We start from the raw sequence: 24,155 nt of genomic DNA on the forward strand, positions 1-24,155 counted from the left end.
TACCAGCGCCTCGGTTACCGGCCGGTGGCCGACTTCGTCGATGTGGACTTCGGCTGAACCCGGCCGCGCAGCGCGGCCGCGCCGGCCGCCAGCCTCTCGACCCGTGCCCAGTCCTTGGCGCCGATCGCGTCGGTGGGCAGCATCCACGTACCGCCCACACATCCCACGTTCCGCAGCGCAAGATACGAGGGTGCCGAAGCGAGCGAAATCCCGCCCGTCGGGCAGAAGCGCGCCTGCGGAAGCGGCCCGGCAAGGGACTTGAGATACGGCGCGCCGCCGGCCGCCTCCGCCGGGAAGAACTTCATCTCGCTCACCCCACGCTCCAGCAGCGCCACGACCTCCGAGGTGGTCGAGACGCCGGGCAGGAACGGCACGCCCGACGCCTTCATCGCGTCCAGCAGCCGCTCCGTCCACCCGGGGCTGACCAGGAACCGCGCTCCGGCCGCGACCGCCGCGTCCACGCCGTCCGCCGAGATCACCGTGCCCGCGCCGACCACCGCGTCCGGCACCTCGTCCGCGATCGCGCGGATCGCGTCCAGCGCGGCAGGCGTCCGCAGGGTCACCTCGATCGCCGGCAGACCGCCCGCGACCAGGGCCCGCGCGAGTGGTACGGCATCGGCGATGTCGTCGAGGACGACGACGGGAACGACAGGCGCGAGGTCCAGCACGGAGGGCATGGCCCCATCCTGCCGGTCGTACTGCGGGCCACGCAACGAGCGTTGCATACAGTGCAACGCATTAATGAATCTGCATCAATGAATCTGGGAGACCACCACGTCCAGGGCCCACGCCCGCCCCGCCCCGGCCGGCTCCTGCGCCTCCACCACGTACCCGAGATCCCGCAGCGCCTCCAGCAGCTCGCCGGGCCCCTTCGGTTTCGCGCCCGCCGTGAGCAGGTCCCGTACCAGCCGGCCCTTCGTGGCCTTGTTGAAGTGGCTGACCACCGACCGCTTCTCGACCCCGTCCACCAACTGCGAGTGCAGCACCCGCACCGTCGCCGTACGCCCCGCCACCTCGCCCCGCGGCTTCCATGCCGCCGCATACGCCGAGGAGCGCAGATCCAGCACCAGGCCGTTGCCCGCCGCCTCGGGCAGCACGGCGGCCATCTGCCCCCGCCAGTACGCCCCCAGCGCGCCGAGCCCCGGCAGCTTCACGCCCATCGCGCAGCGGTACGACGGAATCCGGTCGCCCATCCGCACCGCGCCCCACAGCCCCGAGAACACCAGCAGCGACTGCCGGGCCCGCCGCCGCGCGTCGGGCTCCAGCGTCGCCAGACCGAGCGCGTCGTACAGCACGCCCGTGTAGATCTCCCCGGCCGGCCGGGTCCCCGCGGTCCGCAGCTCCACGTTCTTCGCGATCTCGCCGCGCAGGCCCTCGCTCAGCCCGAGCACCTCCCGCGCCTTCTCCTCGTCGGCGGCGCACAGTTCGACCAGTTCGTCCAGCACCGCGGCGCGCGCCCCGGCAAGACCCGGCAGCGACAGCGACTCCGGCTTCAGCGGAGCCCCGCGCCCGGAAGCGGCCTTACCCTCCGACGGCGGCAACAGCACGAGCACGGCAAGTCTCCTTCGTACGTACGGGGGCGGGGGTGCGGGCCCCGCGCCAGCCTACGGTCATCCGGGGTGCCGTCCGTCCCCGCCCGCCATACGCTCGGTCCATGCCCCGCCGCCATATGCACATGACCGGCGCAGCCGAAGCTCCGCTGCGGGCCGCACTGCGTGAGCTGCGTACGACGCTCGACGTGCCCGACGGCTTCCCGGCCGAGGTCCTTGCCGAGGCGGAGTCCGCCGTCAGGGCGCCGCGCCTGCCGGACCACGACGCCACCGACATCCCGTTCTTCACCATCGATCCGCCGGCCTCCGTCGACCTCGACCAGGCGATGCATCTCGCCCGCCGCGACGGCGGCTTCCGGGTGCATTACGCGATCGCCGACGTCGCCGCCTTCGTCACCCCCGGCGGCGCGATCGACATCGAGGCCCACCGCCGGGTGCAGACCCTCTACTTCCCGGACGAGAAGGTCCCGTTGCACCCGGCCCCGCTCTCCGAGGGCACGGCCAGTCTGCTGCCCGGCCAGACCGTGCCGGCGCTGCTCTGGCGGATCGACCTCGACACCGAGGGCCGTACCGTCACGGCCGAGGTGCGCCGCGCGCTCGTACGCAGCCGGGCCAGGCTCGACTACGAAGGTGTGCAGCGGCAGATCGACGCCGGCACCGCCGAGGAGCCGGCGGCGCTGCTCAAGGACATCGGGCTGCTGCGCGAGGCGCTGGAGCGTGAGCGCGGCGGCATCTCGCTGAACGTCCCGGAGCAGGAGGTCGTCGAGCAGGACGGCGCGTACTTCCTCGAGTACCGCGCCCCGCTCCCGGCCGACGCCTGGAACGCCCAGATCTCCCTGCTCACCGGCATGGCCGCGGCCGATCTCATGACCGCGTCGGGCACCGGCATCCTGCGCACCCTGCCCAATGCCCCGGTCGGCGCGGTGGCGAGGCTGCGCCGCTGCGCGAAGGCCCTGGGCATCGACTGGCCGCACCATGTCTCGTACGCCGAAGTCGTCCGCTCCCTCGACCCGCACAACGGCCGCCATGCCGCCTTCCTCCAGGAGTGCACGACGCTGCTGCGCGGCGCGGGGTACGCCGCCTTCTCGGGAGGCGAACTGCCCTCGCCCGCGGTCCACGCCGCCGTGGCCGACGAGTACACGCACTGCACCGCGCCGCTGCGGCGGCTCGTCGACCGGTACGCGGGCGAGCTGTGCGTGGCTGCGGTGGCCGGGAAACCGCCGCCGGAGTGGGTGACGGCCGCGCTGGACAAGCTGCCGCAGGAGATGGCGGAGGGCTCCCGACGCGCCAACACGGTGGAGCGGGAGTGTGTCGACATCGTCGAGGCTGTGCTGCTGAGAGAGCGGGTCGGCGAGATCTTCGACGCCTTCGTGGTGGATGTGAAGGAGCGCGACCCGGCCGTCGGGACGGTCCAGCTGGAGGACCCGGCGGTGGTGGCCAGGATCGATGGCGGCGGCGAGGGGCTTCCGCTGGGGGAGCGTGTACGGGCTCGCCTCACGCAGGCCGACCCCGGGGCGGCGAAGGTGCTGTTCGCGCTCGCGTGAGGGTGAACAACCGTGGCCGGCACCGTTTGCTGCGCCCGGATGACCCGCTCTCGGTCCGGCCGGCCTGCGGGCTCCTCGCCCTCGGCTTCCGTACCGCACCGCATCCGGCCGGATGGGCCGGACTGGTCGGACGACGCCGGTCCACCGGTCGTCGCGGGCCTGTGCGGCTGGTCGGCCCGTATCTCGTACGATCGCGCCTTCGGCTACGGACTCCGTTGAAAGGAAGGCTTCCAGCGTGCCTGACCCCACCCGTGCGCAGCAGATCGTCACCGCGGCCCGCGAACTGCTCGAGCAGGAAGGCCCGGAAGCTCTCACCATGCGCCGCCTCGCCGAGCGGGTCGGCATCAAGGCACCGTCCCTCTACAAGCACTTCCCGGACAAGTCCTCGGTCGAGACGGCCCTGATCGCCGAATTCCTCCGCGAGACCGCCGAGGTCCTCGAGGCCGCCGAGGCCGCAGCCGCCGGCTCCTTCCAGGCTCTGGCCACCGCCTACCGCGCCTACGCCCTGGCCCATCCGCACCTCTACCGTCTCGCCACCGACCGCCCGCTCTCCCGCGAGGCCCTGCCCGCGGGCGTGGAGGACCGTGCCGTTGCCCCTCTCCTCCGCGCGGTCGGCGGCGACACGGACGCCGCCCGGGCGGCGTGGGCCTTCGCGCACGGCATGACCATCCTCGAACTGAACGGCCGTTTCCCGCCGGGCGCGGACCTCGCGGCGGCCTGGGTCACCGGCTCTGCGGGCTTCGACCGCACACGCGCCAGGTAGCATGGGCGCCACGGCAGACGAGCCGGGCGGACGGCCGCGTGAAGATCTTCTGGATCTTCCCGAGGAACGTCCGGGCTCCACAGGGCAAGGTGGTGGGTAACGCCCACCCGGGGTAACCCGCGGGACAGTGCCACAGAAAACAGACCGCCGGGGACTTCGGTCCCCGGTAAGGGTGAAACGGTGGTGTAAGAGACCACCAGCGCCTGAGGTGACTCAGGCGGCTAGGTAAACCCCACCTGGAGCAAGGTCAAGAGGGGCCGCCCTCAAAAGCGGCCCTGCGCGGACGTTCGAGGGCTGCCCGCCCGAGTCCGCGGGTAGACCGCACGAGACCGGTGGCAACGCCGGTCCTAGATGGATGGCCGTCTCCCCGGCCGCCGCGAGGCGACCGGGAGACAGAACCCGGCGTACAGCCCGACTCGTCTGCCGCTTTTTGTTTCCGCAGGTCAGGGCTCGTTTTTGGAGCGGCTTTCCACCACGGGGCTCACCGCGGCCAGTCGGCCGTCGATCTCGATCCGGCCCGCCGGCGCGCCGTCGAGCCATACGGCCGGCACCACCCGGTCCGGGCGAGCGAGCGTCCTCGCCACGAGATCGGCCCCGTGGACCGGAACCGGAGCGGCGGCCGCAAGCCCGCCGCCGTCGGCGATCAGGACCAGGTCCCGTGCCATGACGTCCAGCAGTTCCTGCAACTGGCCGGTGCGCAGCGCGGCCAGGACCGTTCGCCACGGCCTGCCGTCCGACCGGCACTGAAGCTGAGCGAGCTGTCCCCCGGCTCAACCGCCCCGCCCGAAGAGCCGCACACGGCGGCCCGGCCCCGTCGCGCGTCAATGAACAGGACGCCTGGGCCAACGTCCACTTCTTCCCCGCCACGCGGTGCTGCAGAGCCGGCCGGGGCCGGCAGTGCCGCCGCGCGCTACCGTCGATCGCCTGCCGGAGCTCGCAGTTCCGGCGGACCCTCGGTTCCCCGTGGTCTTACGAGTACCTTTATCGGGACCTACTCTTGGGCCATGAAAATGCGAAAATCCGGACTTCCGGCGGGAGTTGGGTCACCGGCCAAGGCAGCAGCCGGTTGGCGGCTGGTGTTCGTGCCCAGCCGGAGCCGCGAGTTGGCCGTCCTCCTCGGCGGAGCCGTCATGGGCCCCTCGATGATCGCCGCTCCACTCCTGCTGGCTGCTCTGGTGGCCGCCCTGTTCTCGGGGAGCCCGTTCTTCTGGGGCGTCCTGTGGATTCTCCTGGGACTCACGGGCGTAGCCGTGACCCTGCTCATCGTGGGCGGGATGTGTGCGGCGGTATCCACGATGGTGCGGTGGGTCGAGTTCCGCCCCGAGGGGATTCCGGCCCAGGTTGTGATCGCCCGCTTTGCGCGTTCGTCGACCATGGCCATGGCTGACCTGCAGCGAGTTGTCGTCTTCGAGCGGCTGAGGCTGGGCCGACGGAAGTCGATCAAGGTGCTGCTGCACACCCGCAGCGGGACGGTGGAGTGCGAACCCGCGACGCTCTCGCCGCTGTCCCGGGTCGACACGCAGAGGCTGATCGACCGGCTGGCCGAGCAACTGGGTCCGGCCGGTGTGGCGGTGGAGAGCCAGACAGAGAACGAGCGAAGTTTCCTGTGCCCGGACGAGTGGTGGACGCCGTCCCGCATAGCCGATCTGTGGCAGGTGCCCTCCAGTGCGGTCGACGGTATAGCCGCTCAGCACGGCGTCAGGGGTTACGCGTACACCCCCCGGGCAGGCGCCATGTACAGCCCCGACAGGGCGGTTACGGTCTACGATCCGGGGCGGGCATACGAAGTCGCCGAAGATGTCCGCGCGGAGCAAGCGGCCGGCCAGGCCTTCGGAAGCGGGGCGGCACCGGGTCCGGCCGAGGATGGCACACCGGGTTGAGCCGTAGGACGCACCGCCCGCGGCCAGGGCCGGGCGGCCTCGTTGGGCTCCGATCGCCTCTGAAACCCGTCCTCGCAGCTCACAGTCGTTCCGACTCGCATAAGCGCAGGTCAAAAGGGTGTGGCGGACGACCCCGGCGTACAGCCGGACTCGTCCGCCACACCACCTCGTACGGTGACCGACCGTGTGGTGGCCGCTCGACGGTCAGGCGAACATTCCGGTGCGAAGCCTGGTGAGCGTGCGCGTCAGGAGCCGGGATACGTGCATCTGGGAGACGCCGAGTTCGGCACCGATCTGGGACTGGGTCATCTCCTGGCCGAAGCGCATCTCGATGATGCGTCGCTCCCTGTCGTCGAGCTGCTCCAGGAGCGGGGCCAGCGTGTGCAGGTCCTCGATCGTTTCCATCGCGGGGTCCGGCTCGCCCATCACGTCGGCAACCGTGCGCGCCTTGCCGGCCTGGCCGTCGTCGCCGAGGTCATTGGGTGTGTCCAGGGAGCCCGCGGTGTAGCCGTTGGAGGCGACGAGGCCTTCGATGACCTCTTCCTCGCTGAGCTTCAGATGCTCGGCCAGCTCCTTGACCGTCGCGTCGCGGTCCTGGCCGGCGGCGAGCTGCTCCTGCGCCCGGACGATCTCCACGCGCAGTTCCTGCAGGCGTCGGGGAACGTGCACGGCCCAGGTGCTGTCGCGGAAGAACCGCTTGATCTCGCCGACGATGTAGGGAATGGCGAAGGAGGTGAACTCGACCTCGCGGGACAGCTCGAACCTGTCGATCGCCTTGATGAGCCCGATGGTGCCGACCTGGACGATGTCTTCCATATCGCCGCTGCCTCGGTTGCGGAAGCGCCTCGCGGCGAACCGCACCAGGGACAGGTTCATCTCGATCAGCGTGTTCCGGGCGTACTGGTACTCGTGGGTGCCCTCCTCGAGGACCTGGAGCTGGTCGAAGAACAGCTTCGAGAGGGCTTTCGCGTCCTTCGGAGCGACCTTCCCCGCGTCTTCGATCCAGGGCAGCTCACCGACTCCGGCCGGTGCGCCGACCGGAGAAGCCGCCGCGGCCTCCGCCAGTACCGTGTTGGCAGTCTGTGCAGAAGTCGCTGTCATGTCCCCACCCTTTCGCTCGTCATGCACTCTTCTCGAACCGCGCCTTCCCGCGCGGATGCTTTGTATGCCTGTCGATCCTTGTGGTCTTTTGGGGCGCACTCCCCTTTCTTTCGCCGCCTGGCCACCGGGTATCAGCCAGTCCTCTCGACCGGCGGTGGGAGTATGGTCGGCGGGGCGTCGGGACGACGCCGGGTGCCGAGGTCAGTGGGGGTGGGCGGGTGGATGCCTCAGACAGCGCGGGCTCGTCGGCAGTACCGTTGCCACACAGGGTGGCCGAACTGGAGATCTGCACGCTGAAGGATCGCCCCGGAGTGCACGCCGCCGGTGAGGTGACTCTGGCGACGCGCACAGCGTGGGAGCGGGCGCTCGACAGCTTGGTCGGCGGAAGCGGTGACGTTTACCTCGATCTGTCCGCGGTGACGTTCATCGACGTCGCCGGTACGTCCACCGTGGCGGTCGCGGCCCAGCACCTGGGCACCGGACGGCGCATGGTCCTCGAGGGGCCGCCGCCCGCGCTGCGACGTGCTTTGGACATGTTCTGGCCCGACTTGGCAGCGATCGAGGTGACGAAGTGACACACACGGCTGAGCCATTCGTCCACCCGGCGCTGTTCTACCGGGGCAGCGAGGAGTATCTGGCGGGAACTGTGCCGTTCATCCAGAACGGTCTCGCCGCGGGCGAGCCGGTGGCGGTGGCGGCCCCCGAGAGCAACCTCGAACTGCTGCGCGCGGAATTGGGGGCAAGCGCCGGAGACGTGCGGTTCATCGACATGCGCGAGGCCGGGCGCAACCCGGGGCGGATCATTCCCAGGGTGCTGCGGGCCTTTGCCGATACCTATCCCACCCGGCGGGTGCGGATCATCGGTGAACCGATCTGGCCCGGCCGCACCCCGGCCGAGTACCCGGCCTGTGTCCAGCACGAGGCACTGATCAACACCGCGTTCAGCGGCCGGGAAGTCACCATCGTGTGCCCGTACGACGCCGCAGGACTCGATGCCGCGGTGCTCGCCGACGCCTACGCCACCCATCCGGTCGTCGTCGACCGAGGACGTGCGAAGCCCAGCGGCACTTACGACCCCGACCGTGCCGTCGCCGCCTACAACCAGCCACTGGCACGGCCGCAGCGGGCCGCCGCGTTCGCCTTCGAGGCCGAACGCCTTCCCGACGCCCGGGACTTCGCGGTCGAACGGGCCAAGGACCTGGGTCTGTCGGGTGAGCGTCTGGGGGACTTCGCCCTGGCCGTCGCCGAGCTGACCACCAACAGTGTGGTGCACGGCCATGGTTCAGGCACCGTCTGGGTCTGGGGAGAGGATGGGCAGATCCTGTGCGAAGTGAGGGACGCGGGACTCCTGAGCGACCCGCTGGCCGGCCGTCGCCCGCCCACGCGTGACCAGCTCGGTGGCCGGGGCCTGCTGATGGTTCACTACCTCACCGATCTGGTCCGCGTCCACACAGGCCCGGAGGGCACCGCGATCCGCTTCCATCTCGAGACCTGACCGGGCGGGACCGGCCTGAGCGGGACCCGACCGGCCTGAGCGGGACCCGACCGGCCTGAGCGGGACCCGAACTGCCGGCAGCCTCGGTGCCCGGTCACGGTGTCCCGGGTGTCTTCTCGCTGCGAGGGGCCGGTACGCCCCGGTCGTTCTGGAGGACCCACAGTTCCTGGAAGAGCCCGGGGGAGTCGACCAGTTCCCCGAAGGTTCCCTGCTGGATGACGCGGCCGTGGTCGAGGACGACGATGTGGTCCGCGACGGCGACATTGGCGAGCCGGTGGGTGACGAGCACGACGGCCCTGTCCCGGGCGATGTCCCGGAGGCCCGTGAAGATGCGGTGCTCGGCGCGGGCGTCGAGTGCGCTGGTGGGTTCGTCCATCACGAGCAGACCGGCCGGGCGGTGGAAGGCGCGGGCGATGGCGATGCGCTGCCACTGGCCGCCGGACAGCTCCACCCCGCCGAACCACTCCCTTGCGAGCAGCGTGTCCAGACCGCTGCGCAGACCGTCCACCACCTCGGCGGCCCCGGAGCGCGCGGCGGCGCGCAGAACCGCCTCGTCTCCCTCGTGGAGCTGGCCGAGCGTGATGTTGTCCCTGGCCGACATGGGCCAGTGCGCGAAGTCCTGCGGAACGATCGCGGTCTGAGTCCACAGGGCGTGCGGATCGAAGTCGGTGACGTCCTTCCCGTCCCAGGTCACGGTGCCGTCGGTGGGGAGATACAGGCCGGTCAGGAGCTTGCTGAGGGTGGTCTTGCCGGAGCCGTTCTCGCCGACGAGGGCCAGGACTTCGCCGCGGCGGACCTCGAGAGTGACCTTCTCCAGCGCGGGGCGGTCCGCGCCCGGGTAGCGGTAGGTGAGGGCCTCGGCCCTGACGGTCCGCGGGGGCGGCGGTGCGAGATCACCACGATTCAGACGGTGGCCGCCGGCCTCCTCGATGAACTCGGCCCAGTCGTCGAGATAGAGCCCGGTGCGGAAGAGGCGGGTGCCGTAGCCGACGACGCCGCGGAGCGAGGAGCCGACCGTACTCAGGGCGAAGACCGCCGTGCCCGCCGAGGCGACCGACATCCGCCCCGACGCCAGGAGAAGAGCAAGGGCCACCCACACCAGCCCGGCGGCCAGTCCTCCGGCCATCGCGCCGACGATCGCGTAGCGCGCGCCCTGGTGCACGGCCTTGTCGGTGGCGGAGTCGACCCGGTTGCCGATGGCGCGGTAGCGGCTCAGCAGGAACTCCGCCATGGTGCAGGAGCGAAGCTGGTCGGCGGTGTCCTTGTCGACCACGAACCAGCGCAGCAGGCTCAGGGTCCGGCGCTCCGCCGCCATGGCGCGTGAGGTCTGGTAGTGGACGCGGGCGCCCTTCACGCTCGCGATTCCCTGCGGGACCGCGGCGAGCATCAGCAGCGGCAGCAGGACCGGATGGAGGACCGTGACCACTCCGGCCGCCGCGACGAGCGAGGCGACGCAGGCCATGACGTCCTGGGATTCGGTGAGGAGATCCTGGGCGACCTCGGCGCCCCGGTCGGCCGCCTCGCGCTTGTCGTTGAAGCCGGGATGGTCGTACGCCGACAGTTCCGCGTTGACCGCCGCGGTCAGCATCTGCAGCTCGGCCTCCCGCGAAATCCTGGGGGAGAGGCGGCTGGAGATGTTGTTGACGGCGATCCCGAGCACGGCTCGCAGCCCGGCCGCTCCGGCCAGTACGCAGATCGAGGGGAGAGCGTCCAGAAGGTTGTCGCCCATGTTGCCGCCGGCGATCAGAGCCGTGATCGTGCTCGTCGTCGCGAGCAGCCCGAACGCCTCCATGAAGCCTGAAAGGGCCTGGCAGACCAGGAGGGTGACGACCGCGCGCCGGTCGACGCGCCAGGCGAGAGCCAGTGCCTTGCGTACGAGCTGGGGCAGCCGCTTGGCCATCGCCTTCGTGGTGACCGGCTGTTCCTCGCAGGCGGCCAGTGTGGCGGAGCGGTACCGCAGCTCCTCGCCGGGGTTCTCGGCGGCTCCGGCGGTCTCAGGGGTCTCAGGGGTCTCGGCGGTCCCGGTGGATTTGTTGGTCTCAGGGGGCTCGGCGGTCTCGGCGGTCAACTCGGTCCCTTCTCCAGCCACGCCACTGTCCTGACGGGTTGAACTCCAGGAACCACCATTGCCGCTGCCGGTCCGCCGCGGTGTCGAAAGCGCCGAAGACCAGCGAAAAGTGGTCAGGGCAGACAGGCGGCGGCGAACGGGGCGGATCAGATCAGTCCGGTTGCCGCTCGAGCGAACGCACCGCGACCCCGCGCAGATGCGCCCCGAAGACCTCCGGCGCGTCCGGCGTGAGCGTACGCAACGCCACCATCGCCGTGACGATCACGTCGCAGAGCTCCGACTGCACGTCCTGCCAGCTGTGCGTCGTCCCCTTGCGCGGGTTCTGGCCCGTCGCGCCGATGATCGCCTGGGCGACCTCGCCAACCTCCTCCGAGAGCTTCAACATCCTGAGCAGCGTCTCCTGTTGGGGCGGCAGATCGCTCTCCGCGTCGAGCCAGTCGTGCAGTCGGCCGACCGTGTCCCAGATGGGGTCCAGGGTGTGATTCATGCCCGCAGCCTGTCATGTGCGGGGAGCTCGCGGGGCGCGGGCGGCGCTCCCTGCGGCCGCTGCCGCGGCGGCCTGACGGAGCTCAGGCGGCGCGGCTTCAGCGGCGGGGGCTCAGGCGGCGCGGCTTCAGCGGCGGGGAATCAGCCGAGTTCGGCAATGCGGGCCCCGGAGCCGCTCACCCGCACCCGCGGATCGCCTTCGCGGAGCGTCACCGTGAGCACTCCGGGACGGCCCATGTCCACGCCCTGGTGCAGGGTGAGTTCCGACTCGCCCGGTACGAGACCGAGTTCGCGCGCGTACGCACCGAAGGCTGCCGCCGCCGCGCCCGTCGCCGGATCCTCGACCACACCGCCCACCGGGAACGGGTCCCGGACATGGAACACCGAGTCGGACTCACGCCACACCAACTGGACCGTCGTCAGGTCGAGGCGGTGCATCAGCGCTTCGAGGCGTGCGAAGTCGTACTGAAGATCCGCGAGCCTGGCGCGGGTCGCGGCCGCCAGGACCAGATGGCGCGCGCCCGCGAAGGCGATACGCGGCGGCAGCGCCGGATCCAGGTCCTCGGCGGCCCAGTCGAGAGCGGCGAGTGCTTCCCGCACATCCTCCCCGGCCGTCGCCTCGATGTGCGGCTCGACGCTGGTGAGCGTCGCGATCAGCACGCCGCCCACGGACGCGACCGTCACAGGCACCGGGCCCACGGCGGTGACGAAGACGAAGTCGCCGGGGCCGGTGCGCTCCGCCAGCGCGACAGCCGTCGCGACCGTGGCGTGGCCGCAGAACGGGACCTCGGCCTTCGGGCTGAAGTACCGGACGGTGAAAGCCTGCCCAGAGGCGTCGAAGCCCTCGGGCGGTGCCGTCAGGAACGCGGACTCGCTGTAGCCGACCTCGGCCGCGACGGCGAGCATTGCCGCGTCGTCGAGCCCGGACGCGTCCAGGACGACCCCCGCGGGGTTGCCCCCTTCGGGGTCGGACGAGAAAGCGGTGTAGCGCAGCACATCGGCAGTCGTGATCACGGAAGGAACCCTAAGCGACATCCGCGCCGTTCGGAAAGGGAGCTCAGCCCCGGCCGATGTACGGCATGGCGGTCGCCATCACCGTCGCGAACTGCACATTCGCCGCCGGCGGCAGCTCCGCCATATGGAGCACCGTCCGCGCCACATCCGCCGCGTCCATCACCGGCTCCACCACCACGTCCCCGTTGGCCTGCAGGATCCCCGTCTGCATCCGCTGCGTCATCTCGGTCGCGGCATTGCCGATGTCGATCTGGCCGCACGCGATCGAGTACGCCCTCCCGTCCAGCGACAGCGACTTCGTCAGGCCCGTCATCGCGTGCTTCGTCGAGGTGTACGGCGCCGAGTTCGGCCGCGGCACATGCGCCGAGACCGAGCCGTTGTTGATGATCCGGCCGCCCTGCGGGGACTGCTCCTTCATCGCCCGGAATGCCGCCTGCGCGCACAGGAAGGCGCCCGTCAGGTTCACGTCCACCACCGTGCGCCAGGCCTCGTACGTCAGGTCCTCGAACGGGACGGAGGGGCCGGACGTGCCCGCGTTGTTGAACAGCAGGTCAAGTCGGCCGTGGTGTTCGCGTACCGCGGCGAACAGCGTGGTGACATCTGCCGGTGACGTCACATCAGCGGGGACGCACAGAACATCCCCGCCCGCCAGAGACGCCGTTTCCTCCAGGGCCTCGGCCCGCCGGCCCGCCGCGACCACCGACCAGCCCGCGCCCGCCAGCGCCACCGCCACGCTGCGGCCGATGCCCGAACCGGCTCCCGTCACCACCGCGATCCTCGCTACAGCGTTCATGGACGCGCAGCGTAGTCGTCCACCTGTACGCGGAACTCATCCGACCGTCATGCGGATGTTGTGTACTCGACAACACAGAGTCGTCGGCCCCTACTCCAATGCGGAAGGACAACCACCGTCAGGGGAGGGGCACATGAGGTCCGCATCGCACGCACCCGAGCTCAGGGCTGCCGCCGGGCACATCGGCCGCCGCAGGTTTCTCACCGTCACCGGCGCCGCAGCGGCGCTCGCCTTCGCCGTCAATCTGCCCGGTACCGCCCACGCCGCCGAGCTCGACGCCAAGAAGATCACCGAGGACCCCTTCACCCTCGGCGTCGGCTCCGGAGACCCGAGGCCCGGTGCCGTACTGCTGTGGACCCGCCTCGCGCCCCGCCCGTACGAGCCCGACAGCGGACTGCCGCGCGCCAAGGTGCCGCTGCGCTGGGAGCTGGCCCACGACTCCCGCTTCACCCGTATCGCCCGGCGGGGGTCCGTCACCGCCCACCCGGAGTTCCACCACAGCGTCCACGTCGACGTCACCGGCCTCGACAACGACCGGCCCTACTACTACCGCTTCCGCGCCGGGAACTGGATCAGCCCGACCGGACGGACCAGGACCGCTCCGGCCCGGTCCGCGCGGATCAATGAGCTGAAGCTCGCCGCCGTCTCCTGCCAGGCGTACCACGACGGTTACTTCACCGCGTACAAGCACCTCGCCGAAGAGGAGCTCGACGCCGTCTTCCACCTCGGCGACTACCTCTACGAATACGCCGTCAACGCGGTCGGCGGCGCCCGCAACTACACCGACCGGAGCCTGCCCGCGCACTTCAACCGCGAGACCGTCACGCTCGAGGACTACCGGCTGCGCTACGGCCTGTACAAGTCCGACCCCGATCTGAAGGCCGCGCACGCCGCACACCCCTTCGTCGTCACCTGGGACGACCACGAGACCGAGAACAACTACGCCGACGACACCCCGGAGAACGACGTCCCGCCGGAGGAGTTCCTGCTGCGCAGGGCCGCCGCCTACCGCGCGTACTGGGAGAACCAGCCGCTGCGCAAGCCGCAGCAGCCCGCAGGACCCGATATGCGGCTCTACCGACGGCTGCACTTCGGGCGGCTCGCGCAGTTCGACATCCTCGACACCCGTCAGTACCGCTCCGACCAGGCGTACGGCGACGGCTGGCAGGTGCCGGGACCGGAGTCCGAGGACCCGGCGCGCACCCTCACCGGCGGCGAGCAGGAGCGCTGGCTGCTCGACGGGTGGAAGGCCTCGCAAGCACGCTGGAACGTCGTGCCGCAGCAGGTCACCTTCGCGCAACGGCGCGATGTCCCCACCGGCACCTTCAAGTTGAGCATGGACTCCTGGGACGGCTACCCGGCCTCCCGCGACCGCGTCCTGGCCGGCGCGCAGGCGGCCGGTATCGAGAACCTGATGGTCCTCACCGGCGATGTGCACGTCGGATACGGCCTCGATCTGAAGAAGGACTTCAACGACCCCGCCTCCCGCACCGTCGGCACCGAGATCGTCGCCACCTCCGTCAGCAGCGGAAAGAACGGCTCCGAGAAGCCCGCGAACTGGGACAACCTCACCAGGGCCAACCCGCACATGAAGTTCTACAACGGCCGTCGCGGCTATGTGACCGTCACCCTCGGGGAGCAGCGGGCGCGCGCCGATTTCCGGACCGTCGCCGCCGTCACCACACCGGGCGCGCCCGTCACCACGGCCGCGTCCTTCGTGACGGAGGCCGGCGACCCCGGGCTCAAGCCGGTCTAGCTCATCCCGGTCCCGCCCTCAAAAAGGTCTCGACCAGTCCGGATGAGCTGAGAGCATGGGTGCGGATACCAGGAACAGGAGCTGTTGATGGCGGAGAGCGGCCAGAGCACACAAGGACACATACCCTCGGCCGACCCGGCGCCCACACCGACAGCACCCGTACCGGCGGCCGGCCCCGTCGCCGCGGCCCGCCGCGCCGGCCTCCTGGTCACCCTCGTCCTCGGCGGTCTCACCGCGCTGCCGCCGCTCTCCATGGACATGTACCTTCCGGCGCTGCCCGCCGTCACCGATTCGCTGCGCGCCCCCGCCGCGACAATCCAGCTCACGCTCACCGCCTGCCTTGCGGGCATGGCGTTCGGCCAGCTCGTGGTCGGCCCGATGAGCGACAGGTGGGGGCGCCGCCGCCCGCTGCTCATCGGCATGGTCGTGTACGTCGTCGCCACCGCGATCTGCGCACTGGCGCCGACCGCCGAGCTGCTGACCGGCTTCCGGCTGCTGCAGGGACTGGCGGGCGCGGCCGGCATCGTCATCGCGCGGGCCGTGGTGCGCGATCTCTACGACGGCGTGGAGATGGCCCGGTTCTTCTCCACCCTGATGCTGATCTCCGGTGTCGCACCGATCATCGCGCCGCTGATCGGCGGCCAGGTGCTGCGGATCACCGACTGGCGCGGCATCTTCGTCGTCCTCACCGCCATCGGCATTCTGCTCACCCTCGTCGTGCTGAAGTGGCTGCACGAGACCCTGCCGCGGGAGAAGCGGCACAGCGGCGGCGTCGGCCAGGCCCTGCGCACCATGCGCGGACTGCTCGCCGACCGGGTCTTCACCGGCTACATGCTCACCGGCGGCCTCGCCTTCGCCGCGCTCTTCGCGTACATCTCCGCCTCGCCGTTCGTGGTGCAGGAGATCTACGGCGCGTCCCCGCAGACCTTCAGCCTGCTCTTCGGCGTCAACTCCGTAGGTCTGATCGCCGTGGGCCAGATCAACGGCAAGGTACTGGTGGGCCGGGTCAGCCTGGACAAGGCGCTCGGCTTCGGCCTGACCGTGATCACACTGGCCGCCAGCGCTCTGCTGCTGATGACATCGGGAGTCTTCGGAAAGGTGGGCCTGCTCCCGGTCGCGGCCGGACTCTTCGTACTGATGTCGGCGATGGGTCTGGCGATGCCCAACACCAACGCCCTGGCCCTGATGCGTACCCCGCACGCCGCGGGCTCCGCGTCCGCGCTGATCGGCACGGCGGCCTTCCTGATCGGCGCCGTCGCGTCCCCGCTCGTCGGGATCGCGGGCGAGGCGACGGCGGTGCCGATGGCCGTGGTCCAACTGGCTTCCGCGCTGGGCGCGCTGGGCTGCTTCCTGGTCCTGTGCCGACCGTGGCAGCGGCGCGCCGAGGCCGTCTGACCGGGGGCGTCCGAGCGGGGAACGTCCGGGCGGAGACGTCCGGGCGGGCCGTCCGGCGCAGTCCGGGGGGTCAGCCTTCGCAGCCGACGTCACTGCTCGGGGGTCAGCCTTCGCAGCCCGGCGTCACCGCTCGCCGTCCGGGGTCAGCCCTCGCGGCGCGGGTACCCGATCAGATGCAGCCGGTCCTTCGTGTCCGTCCAGCTGAAGACGCCGACGCCCGCGGTCTCCGCACCCGGCAGCCGGACATTGGGCGAGAGTGCCCTGGGCACCGCGGTGGCCAGGTCCAGCTCGATCGGCGCACCGCCGCCGGCCAGCGCGTCCGCCGGGCTGCGCGCGCTCGTCGCGCCGTACGCCATGCCCGAGTCGGTCACGGTGGTCAGGGTCAGCGGCTTGGAGCCGTCCGACTCCTCGAAGCAGTACGCCTTGCGCTGCTCCAGACCGAACGCGAGATTCCCGGCGACGAGGTAGCCGCCGTCCGGCGAGAGCATCGCCCGCGGGTACTCGCCCGGCTCGATCGCCGGCTTGTGGCACCGCACCTGGACCAGCGGTTTCCCTGCCGTCACCTCATGCACCGCCCAGATGTCGTACGTGCCCGCGTCCTTGCTGCCCTTCGCCGGCTGCCACTTGGCCAGTACATACCCGGGGGCCACCGAGGTCGGTACCCCGGAGGCGGGATCGGTGCGGGCCGGGGCCACGCTCCGGCTGGACCAGCCGCCGCGGACCCAGAAACCGGGGTCCCCGCTCAGCAGCAGCCCCTTCGGGGTCACTCCGCGCGCCTCGGTCAGCCGGCGGCAGCCCGTACAGCCCTTGGGGTAGCCGAGCGTGTTCCGCGGGACCCGGGTCACCTCGCCGGAGACCGGGTCGACGACCGCGCTGGTGGTGCCTCCGTCGGAGATGAGGATCCCGGGGCCGGTGCCGGAGACGGTCGGCGCGGCGGGCCACGGGATCTCGACCCGCTGCCGGGCGCCGTCCGCCACGTCGTACAGATCGAGCGCGACAAAGGTGCCGGCCGTGTTCAGCGCGTCCTCGCCCGCCGTACCGAAGGACCAGGTCACGAAGTACTCCCGGCCGTCCTTGGCGACGGAGAGCAGCCGGGGGAACTGGTCCGCGGAGGCCGGCGGATGCCAGGGCGGCCCGGTCCACCCCGGCCTGCCGGTCGCGGCGTCGAGAGTGCGCAGCCGGAACCGGGACTTCTCGACCCGCTCCAGATAGGCGATACGGCCGCTGCCCTGCGCGATGGCGTACTCGGGCGAGACGTTGGAGATCTCCCAGCCCTGCCGGGTGTCGTACGCGGAGGGGACGGTGAGCCGGGTCAGCGGGCCGGCGCTGTGCCGTACGTGCTTGCCGGGCTTGTCGCCGGCGGCCTTGCCCGAGCCCGCACCCTCGCCGCCGCCGCACATGTTCAGCAGGATCAGCAGCGCCAGGACGATCAGCCCGGCCACCAGGGTCACGCGAACGACCCTCTGTCTCATGGTCCCCCCGTGAGCGGTGCGGCACGTAGCGTGTGCGGCGACGGTCGTCAGGGTAGCAACTGCCCTTGTGCCCCCAGCAGTTCGATTCTGTCCCTGTTCCGTCCCGGCTCCGTGCCGCCGGGGACGACGGCGGGAGGGGCACCGGCACGGCAGGCATGCCTAGAATCTCTCGGTGAACGACACCCTCCCCACCGCGGAAGCCCTGCGCAGCGCCCTCGCCGGGCTACTGGACGGGCTGCCGCCCACGCAGGCGGCGCAGGCCGTCGAGCGGCTGATCGTCAACTACCGGGGGACCACCCCGACCGACGCTCCTGTGCTCCGCGACCGTTCCGACGTCGCCGCGTACGCCGCGTACCGGATGCCCGCGACCTTCGAGGCCGTACGCTCCGCGCTCGCCGCTCTCCGCGCCGCGGCACCCGACTGGTCACCGGCCACGCACACCGATATCGGCGGTGGGACGGGAGCGGCGAGCTGGGCCGTCGCCGAGGCCTGGGAGGAGGACGGTCCGCGCACCACCGTCCTCGACTGGGCCGAGCCGGCTCTCGAGCTGGGCCGCGAGCTGGCCGTCGCGTCCAACGTGCCCGCGCTGAGCGCGGCCGAGTGGCGGCGCGCGCGGATCAGCGCGGCGCTGCGTATCGAGAGCACTGATCTCGTCACGGTCTCGTACGTGCTCAAGGAGCTCACCGCCGAGGACCGGGCCGCCGTCGTCACCGAGGCCGCCCGCGCGGCCCAGGCGGTCGTGATCGTCGAGCCGGGTACCCCGGACGGCTACGCCCGGATCATCGACGCCCGCGACCGGCTGATCGAGGCCGGCCTCGAGATCGCCGCGCCCTGCCCGCACAGTGCCGCCTGCCCGATCACCGCGCTCAATGAGGCGGGCGGCTCGGACTGGTGCCATTTCGCCGCGCGGGTCAGCCGCTCCTCGCTGCACCGCCAGGTGAAGGGCGGCTCACTGCCGTACGAGGACGAGAAGTTCAGCTATGTCGCGGCGGTGCGCTTCCCGGCCGTACCGGTGGCCGCACGCGTCACCCGCAAGCCCCAGATCCGCAAGGGCCTGGTCCTGCTGGACCTGTGCACCGATGCGGAGGAGCTGCGCCGTGAGACGGTCACCAAGCGCCAGGGAACGCTGTACCGCGCGGCGCGCGATGTGGCATGGGGCGACGAATGGCCGCCGCCCCACAGCACCCACGGCGCGTCGGACGCCTAGCGCCCGGGAGCAGCGCTCGGCCGCCGTCGCCAACGGCAACAGGCACGCGGTCTGCGTGGGCCCAAGGCGCCCGCGGAGCCCGCGCGCGTGAACCGATCGGTGGTTCATCTTCCCAGCAGACGATTCGCGGCCGGTGGCCTCCGGCACCGCCGTCCTCCCGGCGGCATTCCGCCCGCGGCGGACACGGGAAGGTACCGACCGCTACCCCGGTTGGGAACTGTGTCCACCCGGGGAGCAGGATGGTGGGACGATGGCGGAGTCCGCCGGTGGCGAGCGTGAGGTGTGAGGAGATAGATGGGCGACGGTATCGGCCGCTACCGCGGCACGGAGAACAGGCTCCCCCGGGAGCGCAGGCTGCCCCAGTGGCTGCGCCGGCGCCCGAAGAACACCGACGCCGAGGACTCCCGCCGCGAGACCCTTCTGCTGGCCGCCGCTGCCGCGGGACTGCCGCTCGCACCCGCCGCGTATCCCGTCGCCTACCGGTGTTCCTGTGAGCGCATCGGCTGTCCCACCCCGGGCAGGCACCCGGTCTCCTTCGCCTGGCAGACGCAGTCCACGACCGACCCCGGCCAGATCGGGCGCTGGGCCCTGGGCCAGCCGGAGGCCAACTTCATCACCGCGACCGGCATGGTCCACGACGTGCTCGACGTTCCGATGGAAGCCGGCCGCAGCGCTCTTGCGCGGCTGCTCGAGCTGAACATCGACGTCGGCCCGGTGGCCGAGTCCGGCGACGACCGGATGCTGTTCTTCACCGCCACCCGCGGCACCCCCGAGGACGAGGACGAGTGGTGGCCCTGCGAGCTGGACTGCCATCCCGAGACGATGGACGAGCACCCCGGGCTGCGCTGGCACTGCCGCGGCAGCTACGTCCTCGTACCGCCGGCGCGGCTCCCGGGCGATCTTGAGGTGACCTGGCTGCGAGGGCCGGAGCATCCGCTGCCCGATCCGCTGACGCTGCTGGAGACGCTGACCGACGCGTGCGCGCGGTACGCGGGCGAGAACGAACAACTGGACCAGCACGAGGTGGCCTGGCCGCTCGGCCGCTGACCGGGGCGGCCCGGGCCGGCCGCTCGGCCGCCGACCCGGCCGGCCTGCGGGATGCGCCGATTCCCGTACGGGCACCGCCGATTGGCGCGTACCGCCACTACGGGACTCGACAGGGCCACGGGATTCCCGTACGGCCGCGCTCCCGTACCGCTACGGGTTTCCCGTACCCCGTGCCGCTACGAGCCCTTGGCCGCCGTCAGTCCCGTCAACCGGCCCAGCACATCGACCTTCCCGGCGTCCGCGCCGCCGCCCGGCGGCACCACGACCGCCTGGCTGGAGACCCGCTCCTTGGTGACCGTGGACTTCACATCCCCCGTCAGCAGCGCCTTGACATCAGGGTGGACCTTCAGCCGCAGCCCCTTGGCGGCCGTCTGCCGCTCGTAGTTGCGCACGGCGAAGAAGACCAGCGCGCCGCCGTCCTCGGTGGTCAGCCCGAGCGGCGCGAAGTCGTCGCTGTCCAGCGGCTGGTCGATGTACTGCGTCGACATCCCCGGCAGATTCGCGTCCTTCTTGCGGGAATCGCGCCAGCCCGAGGTGTGCGGCCCGTCCTTGAAGTGCTCCGGCTTCCCGTTCTGCATGTACGAGGCGTACTCCTCGCTCAGATTGCGGGGAGCGACGGCCAGCGCCGCGCTGTCCGGGGCCACAGGCTCGGCCCAGCCGTCCTTGTCGGTCCTGAACGCCGGAATCCTGCTGGGGGAGAGGATCGTCAGATACGCCGCCTCCCACACCTGGTCCACGCCGTTGCGTACGAAGACCAGCACCCAGCGGTTGTCCAGATTGCCGTTGTCCCGGTCGCGGTTGGAGTCGACATCGGCGACGAACCAGCGCGGCCAGCCGGCCTTCTTCGGGATGGTGTACTTCGCGTCCGTCAGCTCCAGCGGCACATGCTGCGGATTGCCGTCCGGGTAGTTGACGCTGCGTGCCTTCAGCCCGGCCTGGTTGATGGCACCGAGGGCACCGGTGACCCGGCCCGCGTCGAGGGCCGGGTCATAGGCCTTGTCGGCCGCGTTGTACGCCTCGGCGAAATCCTTGAGCGCCTGTGCGGCCTCAGCTTTTGTCGCCGACGGAACGACTTCCCGTTCCCCGTGCACCGTCACGCACCCGCTCGCCGTCAGGGACAGCACCGTCATCGCCGCGAGCCCCGCCGCCGCCCGACCCAGCCTTCTCATCGGTTGCCTTCTGCTCCTCGACCCCCACTGACCGTCCGAACCCTACCGGGGCCAGGAACAGCCCGAGCGTCGGGATCAGATACAGCGCCCACACCGTGACCTGGATGACGGTGGGGTCGGGCTGGAAGTTGAAGACACCCTTCAGCAGTGTGCCGTACCAGCTGTCCGGGGGGATCGTCGCGCTGATGTCGAAGGCCTTGTCCGCCAGACCGCCGAGGAAGCGCGCCTCCTGGAGGTCATGGACGCCGTACGCCAGGACGCCGGCCGCCACGATCACCAGCATGCCGCCGGTCCAGGTGAAGAACTTCGCCAGGTTGATCCGCAGCGCGCCCCGGTAGAACAGCCAGCCCAGCACCATCGCGGTGGCGATACCGAGCAGCACACCGGTCAGCGGCGCGGACGAACCGTCGCTGCTGGCCCGAACCGACGCCCAGACGAACAGCGCCGTCTCAAGTCCCTCGCGGCCCACCGCCAGGAAGGCGGTCGCGACGAGCGCGGCCGTGCCCATCTGCAGCGCGGCGTCCAGCTTGCCGTGCAGGTCGGACTTCAGATGCCGCGCGGTGCGCCGCATCCAGAAGACCATCCAGGTCACCAGGCCCACGGCAACGATCGACAGCGAGCCGCCGAGCATCTCCTTCGCCTCGAACGTCAGCTCCTGCGAGCCGAATTCGAGCGCGAAACCGAAGCCCAGCGAGATGGCGACCGCGACCCCGATGCCGGTCCAGATCGGACGCAGCGCATCGCGCCGCTCCGTCTTGACCAGATACGCGATCAGGATGCAGACGACCAGGCTGGCCTCGAGGCCTTCGCGCAGGCCGATCAGGTAGTTGCCGAACACGTCGGTCCCTTCAGGTCAGGAGAACAGCGCCCGGCCCCACCAGTCGTCCTTGTCCCGGACGCCCGGCGGGACGGCGAACAGCGCCGAACCCACGTGCTGGATGTACTCGTTGAGGGCGTCGTTCGCCGCCAGCGAGCGCTGCACGGGGATGAAGCCCTTGTGGATGTCCCGCTGGTACGCGAGGAAGAACAGGCCCGCGTCCAGGCGGCCCAGGCCGTCCGTGCCGTCCGTGAAGGAGTAGCCGCGGCGAAGGATCTTCGCGCCGCCGTTGGTGTCCGGGTGCGCGAGCCGCACATGCGCGGTCGGCAGCATCGCCTTGAGGAAGGGCTCGTCGCGCTCCTTGGCCTTGCCGACCGGCGCGCCCTCGCCCTTGTCGCGGCCGAAGATGTCCTCCTGCTCGCTGAGCGGAGTGCGGTCCCAGGTCTCGATGTTCATCCGGATCCGGCGCGCGACCAGATACGAGCCGCCGGCCAGCCAGCCCGAGCCGTCCTTCTCGGACACCCAGACATGCTTGTCGAGTGCGGCCGAGTCCGTCCCGGCGACGTTCCGGGTGCCGTCCTTGAAGCCCATCATGTTGCGCGGGGTCTGGGCGTCCGGCGTTGTCGACGAGGTCTTTCCGAAGCCGAGCTGCGACCAGCGGACCGCGACCTTGCCGAAGCCGATGCGGGCGAGATTGCGGATCGCGTGCACCGCGACCTGCGGGTCGTCCGCGCAGGCCTGCACACACAGATCGCCGTCGCTGCGCGCCGGGTCGAGATTGTCGCCGGGGAACGCCGGCAACTCCACCAGGGCCGCCGGGCGCTTGCCCTCAAGGCCGAAACGGCCCTTGGCGAACAGGGAGGGGCCGAAGCCGATGGTGAGTGTGAGCCGGGACGGCTTGAGGCCGAGCGCCTCGCCGGTGTCGTCCGGCGGCGACTCGGCGAGACCGCCGAACGCGCCTTCGCCGACTGCCTGCCCGGCCGTCATCCGCTCCGCGGCCCGCGTCCAGTCCTTGAGCAGCTGGACCAGCTCGGCGCGGTCCTTCGTCTTCACGTCGAAGGTCGCGAAGTGCAGCCGGTCCTGCACGGCGCTGGCTATGCCGGCCTGGTGCGCGCCGTGGAAGGGCACGGCCGCGCCGCTCTCGGCGGCGGGCACGGCGGTGTCCCCGCCGGTCAGGGCGACAGCCGCGCCGCCGGCCGCGGCGGCGCCGAGCGCGAGGCCCGCACCGCCCCAGCCGAGCAGTGAACGACGGGACGGAGCCTGGGCGTCAGTTTCCTCGGACATGTATCGATCCCCCTGGTTACTTGACGACCGCGGCCGCGAGCTTGGACAGGGGCTCGGCGAGCGCGTTGACCGCGTCGGAGAGCTCCTTGCGCTCCGCCTTGCCAACCTTCTCGTACGAGGTGAACTCGTAGGAGGCCGGGCTCTTGCGGTACTTGTCGAGCAGCTTGTTCAGCGCCGCGAACTGCTTGTCCAGCTCGGCGACGAGCTTCGGGTCGTTCTTGGAGGCGACCGGCTTGAGCAGCTCGTACGACTTCTGCGCACCCTCGACGTTCGCCTTGAAGTCCACCAGGTCGGTGTGGCTGTAGCGCTCCTCCTCACCGGTGACCTTGCCGGTGGCGACCTCGTCGAGCAGCTCCTTGGCGCCGTTGGCCATGGAGGTCGGGGTGATGTCCGCCTTGCCGACCTTCTTCTGCCAGGCGGTCAGGTCGGTGATGAGGGTGGTGGCGAGGGTCTTCTCCTCGGCGCCGATCTTCTTGTCCTGCCACAGCGCCTTCTCGAGCGTGTGCCAGCCGGTCCACTTCTGGCCCTTCTCCAGGCCGTCCTCGCGGAGGTCGACCTTCGGGTCGATGTCCCCGAAGGACTCGGCGACCGGCTCGGTGCGCTCCCAGCCGATACGGGAGTCGGCGTACGCCTTCTTCGCGGCCTCGATGTCGCCCGCCTGCACGGCGTCCGTGAAGACCTTGACCTTGGGCATGGTCTCGTCGGCCTGCGCCTGCACGTAGGTGCGGTACTCGGCGACGGCCTTGTCCATCTCGGGGCTGCGCTTGACGGCCTTGCCGCCGGTGACGGTGACCGTCTGACGGATGCCCTCGCCCTTCATGCCGGGCTTGCAGGCGATCTCGTACGTACCGGCCTTCACCTCGGCGGTGAGCTTGCGCTTCAGGCCGGGGCCGATGTTCTCGAGCTCGGACACGATGCGGTCGTCCGGGAAGAGGAGGTAGACCTCGGTGACCTTGGAGCCCTTGTTCTCGATGTCGAGCTGGACATGGCCGGCCGGGAACTCCTTCTTCGACACCTCGCAGGAGTCATCCTTCGCGGTGACCTGGACGGCGCCGTCGCCACCCTTGGCATCGCTCTTCTCGGCGCAGCCCGTGACGGCGGTCAGGGCTGCCACGGTCGCGGCGGCGGTGACGACGGAGAGACGGACGGGTCGCATACGGACTCCACGATGGAAGGGTTACGGGTGACGGACAGCCGGCCCGGGGGACGGTGAGGCGGACCTAACTTAACCGAGGCTTACCTGACCGATACCCACCTGTCCAGTGATTCAGCTCTCACCCGCGCGGAGAAACACGGCGAGATCACGGGGTGCTC

At 70.8% G+C, this 24,155-nt stretch carries 21 protein-coding genes, 1 other RNA gene and 1 pseudogene; 10 read left to right on the forward strand and 13 right to left on the reverse strand.

What is annotated here, in order from left to right:
• Positions 1-14: 14 nt before the first annotated feature.
• A complete protein-coding gene (gene eda / locus ACWDZ6_RS02505) occupies positions 15-677 on the reverse strand; it encodes a bifunctional 4-hydroxy-2-oxoglutarate aldolase/2-dehydro-3-deoxy-phosphogluconate aldolase (protein ID WP_451501345.1) in 663 nt (220 codons plus the stop codon).
• A 75-nt stretch (positions 678-752) separates the two neighbouring features.
• Entirely contained in the window at positions 753-1,553 is an 801-nt protein-coding gene (gene yaaA, locus ACWDZ6_RS02510) for a peroxide stress protein YaaA (protein ID WP_451501346.1), read from the reverse strand.
• Between the two features lie 101 nt (positions 1,554-1,654).
• On the opposite strand from yaaA, the gene ACWDZ6_RS02515 reads away from it, so the two are divergent.
• The 3 genes from ACWDZ6_RS02515 to rnpB all read left to right on the forward strand — a co-directional run bounded on the left by ACWDZ6_RS02515 (position 1,655) and on the right by rnpB (position 4,280).
• Positions 1,655-3,094 carry an RNB domain-containing ribonuclease gene (locus tag ACWDZ6_RS02515; RefSeq protein WP_451501347.1) on the forward strand — a complete coding sequence of 480 codons (1,440 nt, stop codon included), beginning with the start codon at positions 1,655-1,657 and terminating at the stop codon, positions 3,092-3,094.
• Between the two features lie 235 nt (positions 3,095-3,329).
• The gene (locus ACWDZ6_RS02520; protein WP_451501348.1) at positions 3,330-3,857 is read left to right on the forward strand and encodes a TetR/AcrR family transcriptional regulator; all 528 of its coding nucleotides are present in this window, start codon (positions 3,330-3,332) and stop codon (positions 3,855-3,857) included.
• Positions 3,858-3,875: 18 nt separating this feature from the next.
• An RNA gene (gene rnpB / locus ACWDZ6_RS02525) (RNase P RNA component class A) lies at positions 3,876-4,280 on the forward strand.
• Between the two features lie 44 nt (positions 4,281-4,324).
• On the opposite strand, the pseudogene ACWDZ6_RS02530 reads toward rnpB, so the two are convergent.
• Positions 4,325-4,567 (reverse strand): annotated as a pseudogene (locus ACWDZ6_RS02530) (RNA polymerase subunit sigma-24); the annotation flags it as partial.
• 372 nt (positions 4,568-4,939) lie between these two features.
• Between ACWDZ6_RS02530 and ACWDZ6_RS02535 the strand changes: the two are divergent.
• Positions 4,940-5,737 carry a hypothetical protein gene (locus ACWDZ6_RS02535; RefSeq protein WP_451501349.1) on the forward strand — a complete coding sequence of 266 codons (798 nt, stop codon included), beginning with the start codon at positions 4,940-4,942 and terminating at the stop codon, positions 5,735-5,737.
• A 204-nt stretch (positions 5,738-5,941) separates the two neighbouring features.
• Here the strand turns inward: ACWDZ6_RS02535 and ACWDZ6_RS02540 are convergent, their stop codons facing one another.
• The gene (locus ACWDZ6_RS02540) at positions 5,942-6,838 is read right to left on the reverse strand and encodes a SigB/SigF/SigG family RNA polymerase sigma factor (RefSeq protein WP_451501350.1); all 897 of its coding nucleotides are present in this window, start codon (positions 6,836-6,838) and stop codon (positions 5,942-5,944) included.
• Positions 6,839-7,107: 269 nt separating this feature from the next.
• Between ACWDZ6_RS02540 and ACWDZ6_RS02545 the strand changes: the two genes are divergently transcribed.
• Entirely contained in the window at positions 7,108-7,413 is a 306-nt protein-coding gene (locus tag ACWDZ6_RS02545) for an STAS domain-containing protein (protein WP_326649587.1), read from the forward strand.
• Positions 7,410-8,333 (forward strand): anti-sigma factor RsbA family regulatory protein, encoded by a 924-nt coding sequence (locus ACWDZ6_RS02550; RefSeq protein ID WP_451501351.1) that lies wholly within the window; start codon positions 7,410-7,412, stop codon positions 8,331-8,333. Before ACWDZ6_RS02545 ends, ACWDZ6_RS02550 begins: the two co-directional genes overlap by 4 nt.
• A 94-nt stretch (positions 8,334-8,427) precedes the next feature.
• Here ACWDZ6_RS02550 and ACWDZ6_RS02555 read toward each other — a convergent pair whose 3' ends face one another.
• The 4 genes from ACWDZ6_RS02555 to ACWDZ6_RS02570 form a co-directional block, all read right to left on the reverse strand.
• Positions 8,428-10,233 (reverse strand): ABC transporter ATP-binding protein, encoded by a 1,806-nt coding sequence (locus tag ACWDZ6_RS02555; RefSeq protein ID WP_451501472.1) that lies wholly within the window; start codon positions 10,231-10,233, stop codon positions 8,428-8,430.
• Positions 10,234-10,552: 319 nt separating this feature from the next.
• On the reverse strand, positions 10,553-10,888 hold the full coding sequence (locus ACWDZ6_RS02560; RefSeq protein WP_451501352.1) for a MazG-like family protein: 336 nt from the start codon (positions 10,886-10,888) through the stop codon (positions 10,553-10,555).
• Positions 10,889-11,028: 140 nt separating this feature from the next.
• Positions 11,029-11,922 (reverse strand): PhzF family phenazine biosynthesis protein, encoded by an 894-nt coding sequence (locus tag ACWDZ6_RS02565; RefSeq protein WP_451501353.1) that lies wholly within the window; start codon positions 11,920-11,922, stop codon positions 11,029-11,031.
• 22 nt (positions 11,923-11,944) lie between these two features.
• The gene (locus tag ACWDZ6_RS02570; RefSeq protein ID WP_451501354.1) at positions 11,945-12,694 is read right to left on the reverse strand and encodes an SDR family oxidoreductase; all 750 of its coding nucleotides are present in this window, start codon (positions 12,692-12,694) and stop codon (positions 11,945-11,947) included.
• A gap of 133 nt (positions 12,695-12,827) precedes the next feature.
• Here ACWDZ6_RS02570 and ACWDZ6_RS02575 point away from each other — a divergent pair, with 133 nt between their 5' ends.
• Positions 12,828-14,450: an alkaline phosphatase D family protein gene (locus tag ACWDZ6_RS02575; protein ID WP_451501355.1), complete on the forward strand. Its 1,623-nt coding sequence runs from the start codon at positions 12,828-12,830 to the stop codon at positions 14,448-14,450.
• 87 nt (positions 14,451-14,537) lie between these two features.
• Positions 14,538-15,845, forward strand: coding sequence for a multidrug effflux MFS transporter (locus ACWDZ6_RS02580; protein WP_451501356.1), 1,308 nt, complete (start codon positions 14,538-14,540; stop codon positions 15,843-15,845).
• Positions 15,846-15,988: 143 nt separating this feature from the next.
• Here ACWDZ6_RS02580 and ACWDZ6_RS02585 read toward each other — a convergent pair whose 3' ends face one another.
• Entirely contained in the window at positions 15,989-17,317 is a 1,329-nt protein-coding gene (locus tag ACWDZ6_RS02585; protein WP_451501357.1) for a hypothetical protein, read from the reverse strand.
• Positions 17,318-17,489: 172 nt separating this feature from the next.
• On the opposite strand from ACWDZ6_RS02585, the gene ACWDZ6_RS02590 reads away from it, so the two are divergent.
• Together ACWDZ6_RS02590 and ACWDZ6_RS02595 are read left to right on the forward strand one after the other, a co-directional pair.
• Positions 17,490-18,524: a small ribosomal subunit Rsm22 family protein gene (locus ACWDZ6_RS02590; RefSeq protein WP_451501358.1), complete on the forward strand. Its 1,035-nt coding sequence runs from the start codon at positions 17,490-17,492 to the stop codon at positions 18,522-18,524.
• 294 nt (positions 18,525-18,818) lie between these two features.
• Positions 18,819-19,571, forward strand: coding sequence for a bifunctional DNA primase/polymerase (locus ACWDZ6_RS02595; protein ID WP_451501359.1), 753 nt, complete (start codon positions 18,819-18,821; stop codon positions 19,569-19,571).
• Between the two features lie 176 nt (positions 19,572-19,747).
• On the opposite strand, the gene ACWDZ6_RS02600 is transcribed toward ACWDZ6_RS02595, so the two are convergent.
• The 4 genes from ACWDZ6_RS02600 to efeO are packed head-to-tail and all read right to left on the reverse strand — an operon-like array spanning position 19,748 to position 23,997.
• Complete coding sequence (locus ACWDZ6_RS02600) at positions 19,748-20,701, reverse strand: hypothetical protein (protein WP_451501473.1); 954 nt, start codon at positions 20,699-20,701, stop codon at positions 19,748-19,750.
• On the reverse strand, positions 20,619-21,578 hold the full coding sequence (gene efeU / locus ACWDZ6_RS02605; RefSeq protein WP_451501360.1) for an iron uptake transporter permease EfeU: 960 nt from the start codon (positions 21,576-21,578) through the stop codon (positions 20,619-20,621). Before efeU ends, ACWDZ6_RS02600 begins: the two co-directional genes overlap by 83 nt.
• Before the next feature lie 15 nt (positions 21,579-21,593).
• Complete coding sequence (gene efeB, locus ACWDZ6_RS02610) at positions 21,594-22,841, reverse strand: iron uptake transporter deferrochelatase/peroxidase subunit (RefSeq protein WP_366732199.1); 1,248 nt, start codon at positions 22,839-22,841, stop codon at positions 21,594-21,596.
• A 16-nt stretch (positions 22,842-22,857) separates the two neighbouring features.
• Positions 22,858-23,997 carry an iron uptake system protein EfeO gene (gene efeO / locus ACWDZ6_RS02615; RefSeq protein ID WP_451501361.1) on the reverse strand — a complete coding sequence of 380 codons (1,140 nt, stop codon included), beginning with the start codon at positions 23,995-23,997 and terminating at the stop codon, positions 22,858-22,860.
• Positions 23,998-24,155: the final 158 nt, after the last annotated feature.

The organism is Streptomyces sp. NPDC002926, assembly GCF_053591755.1.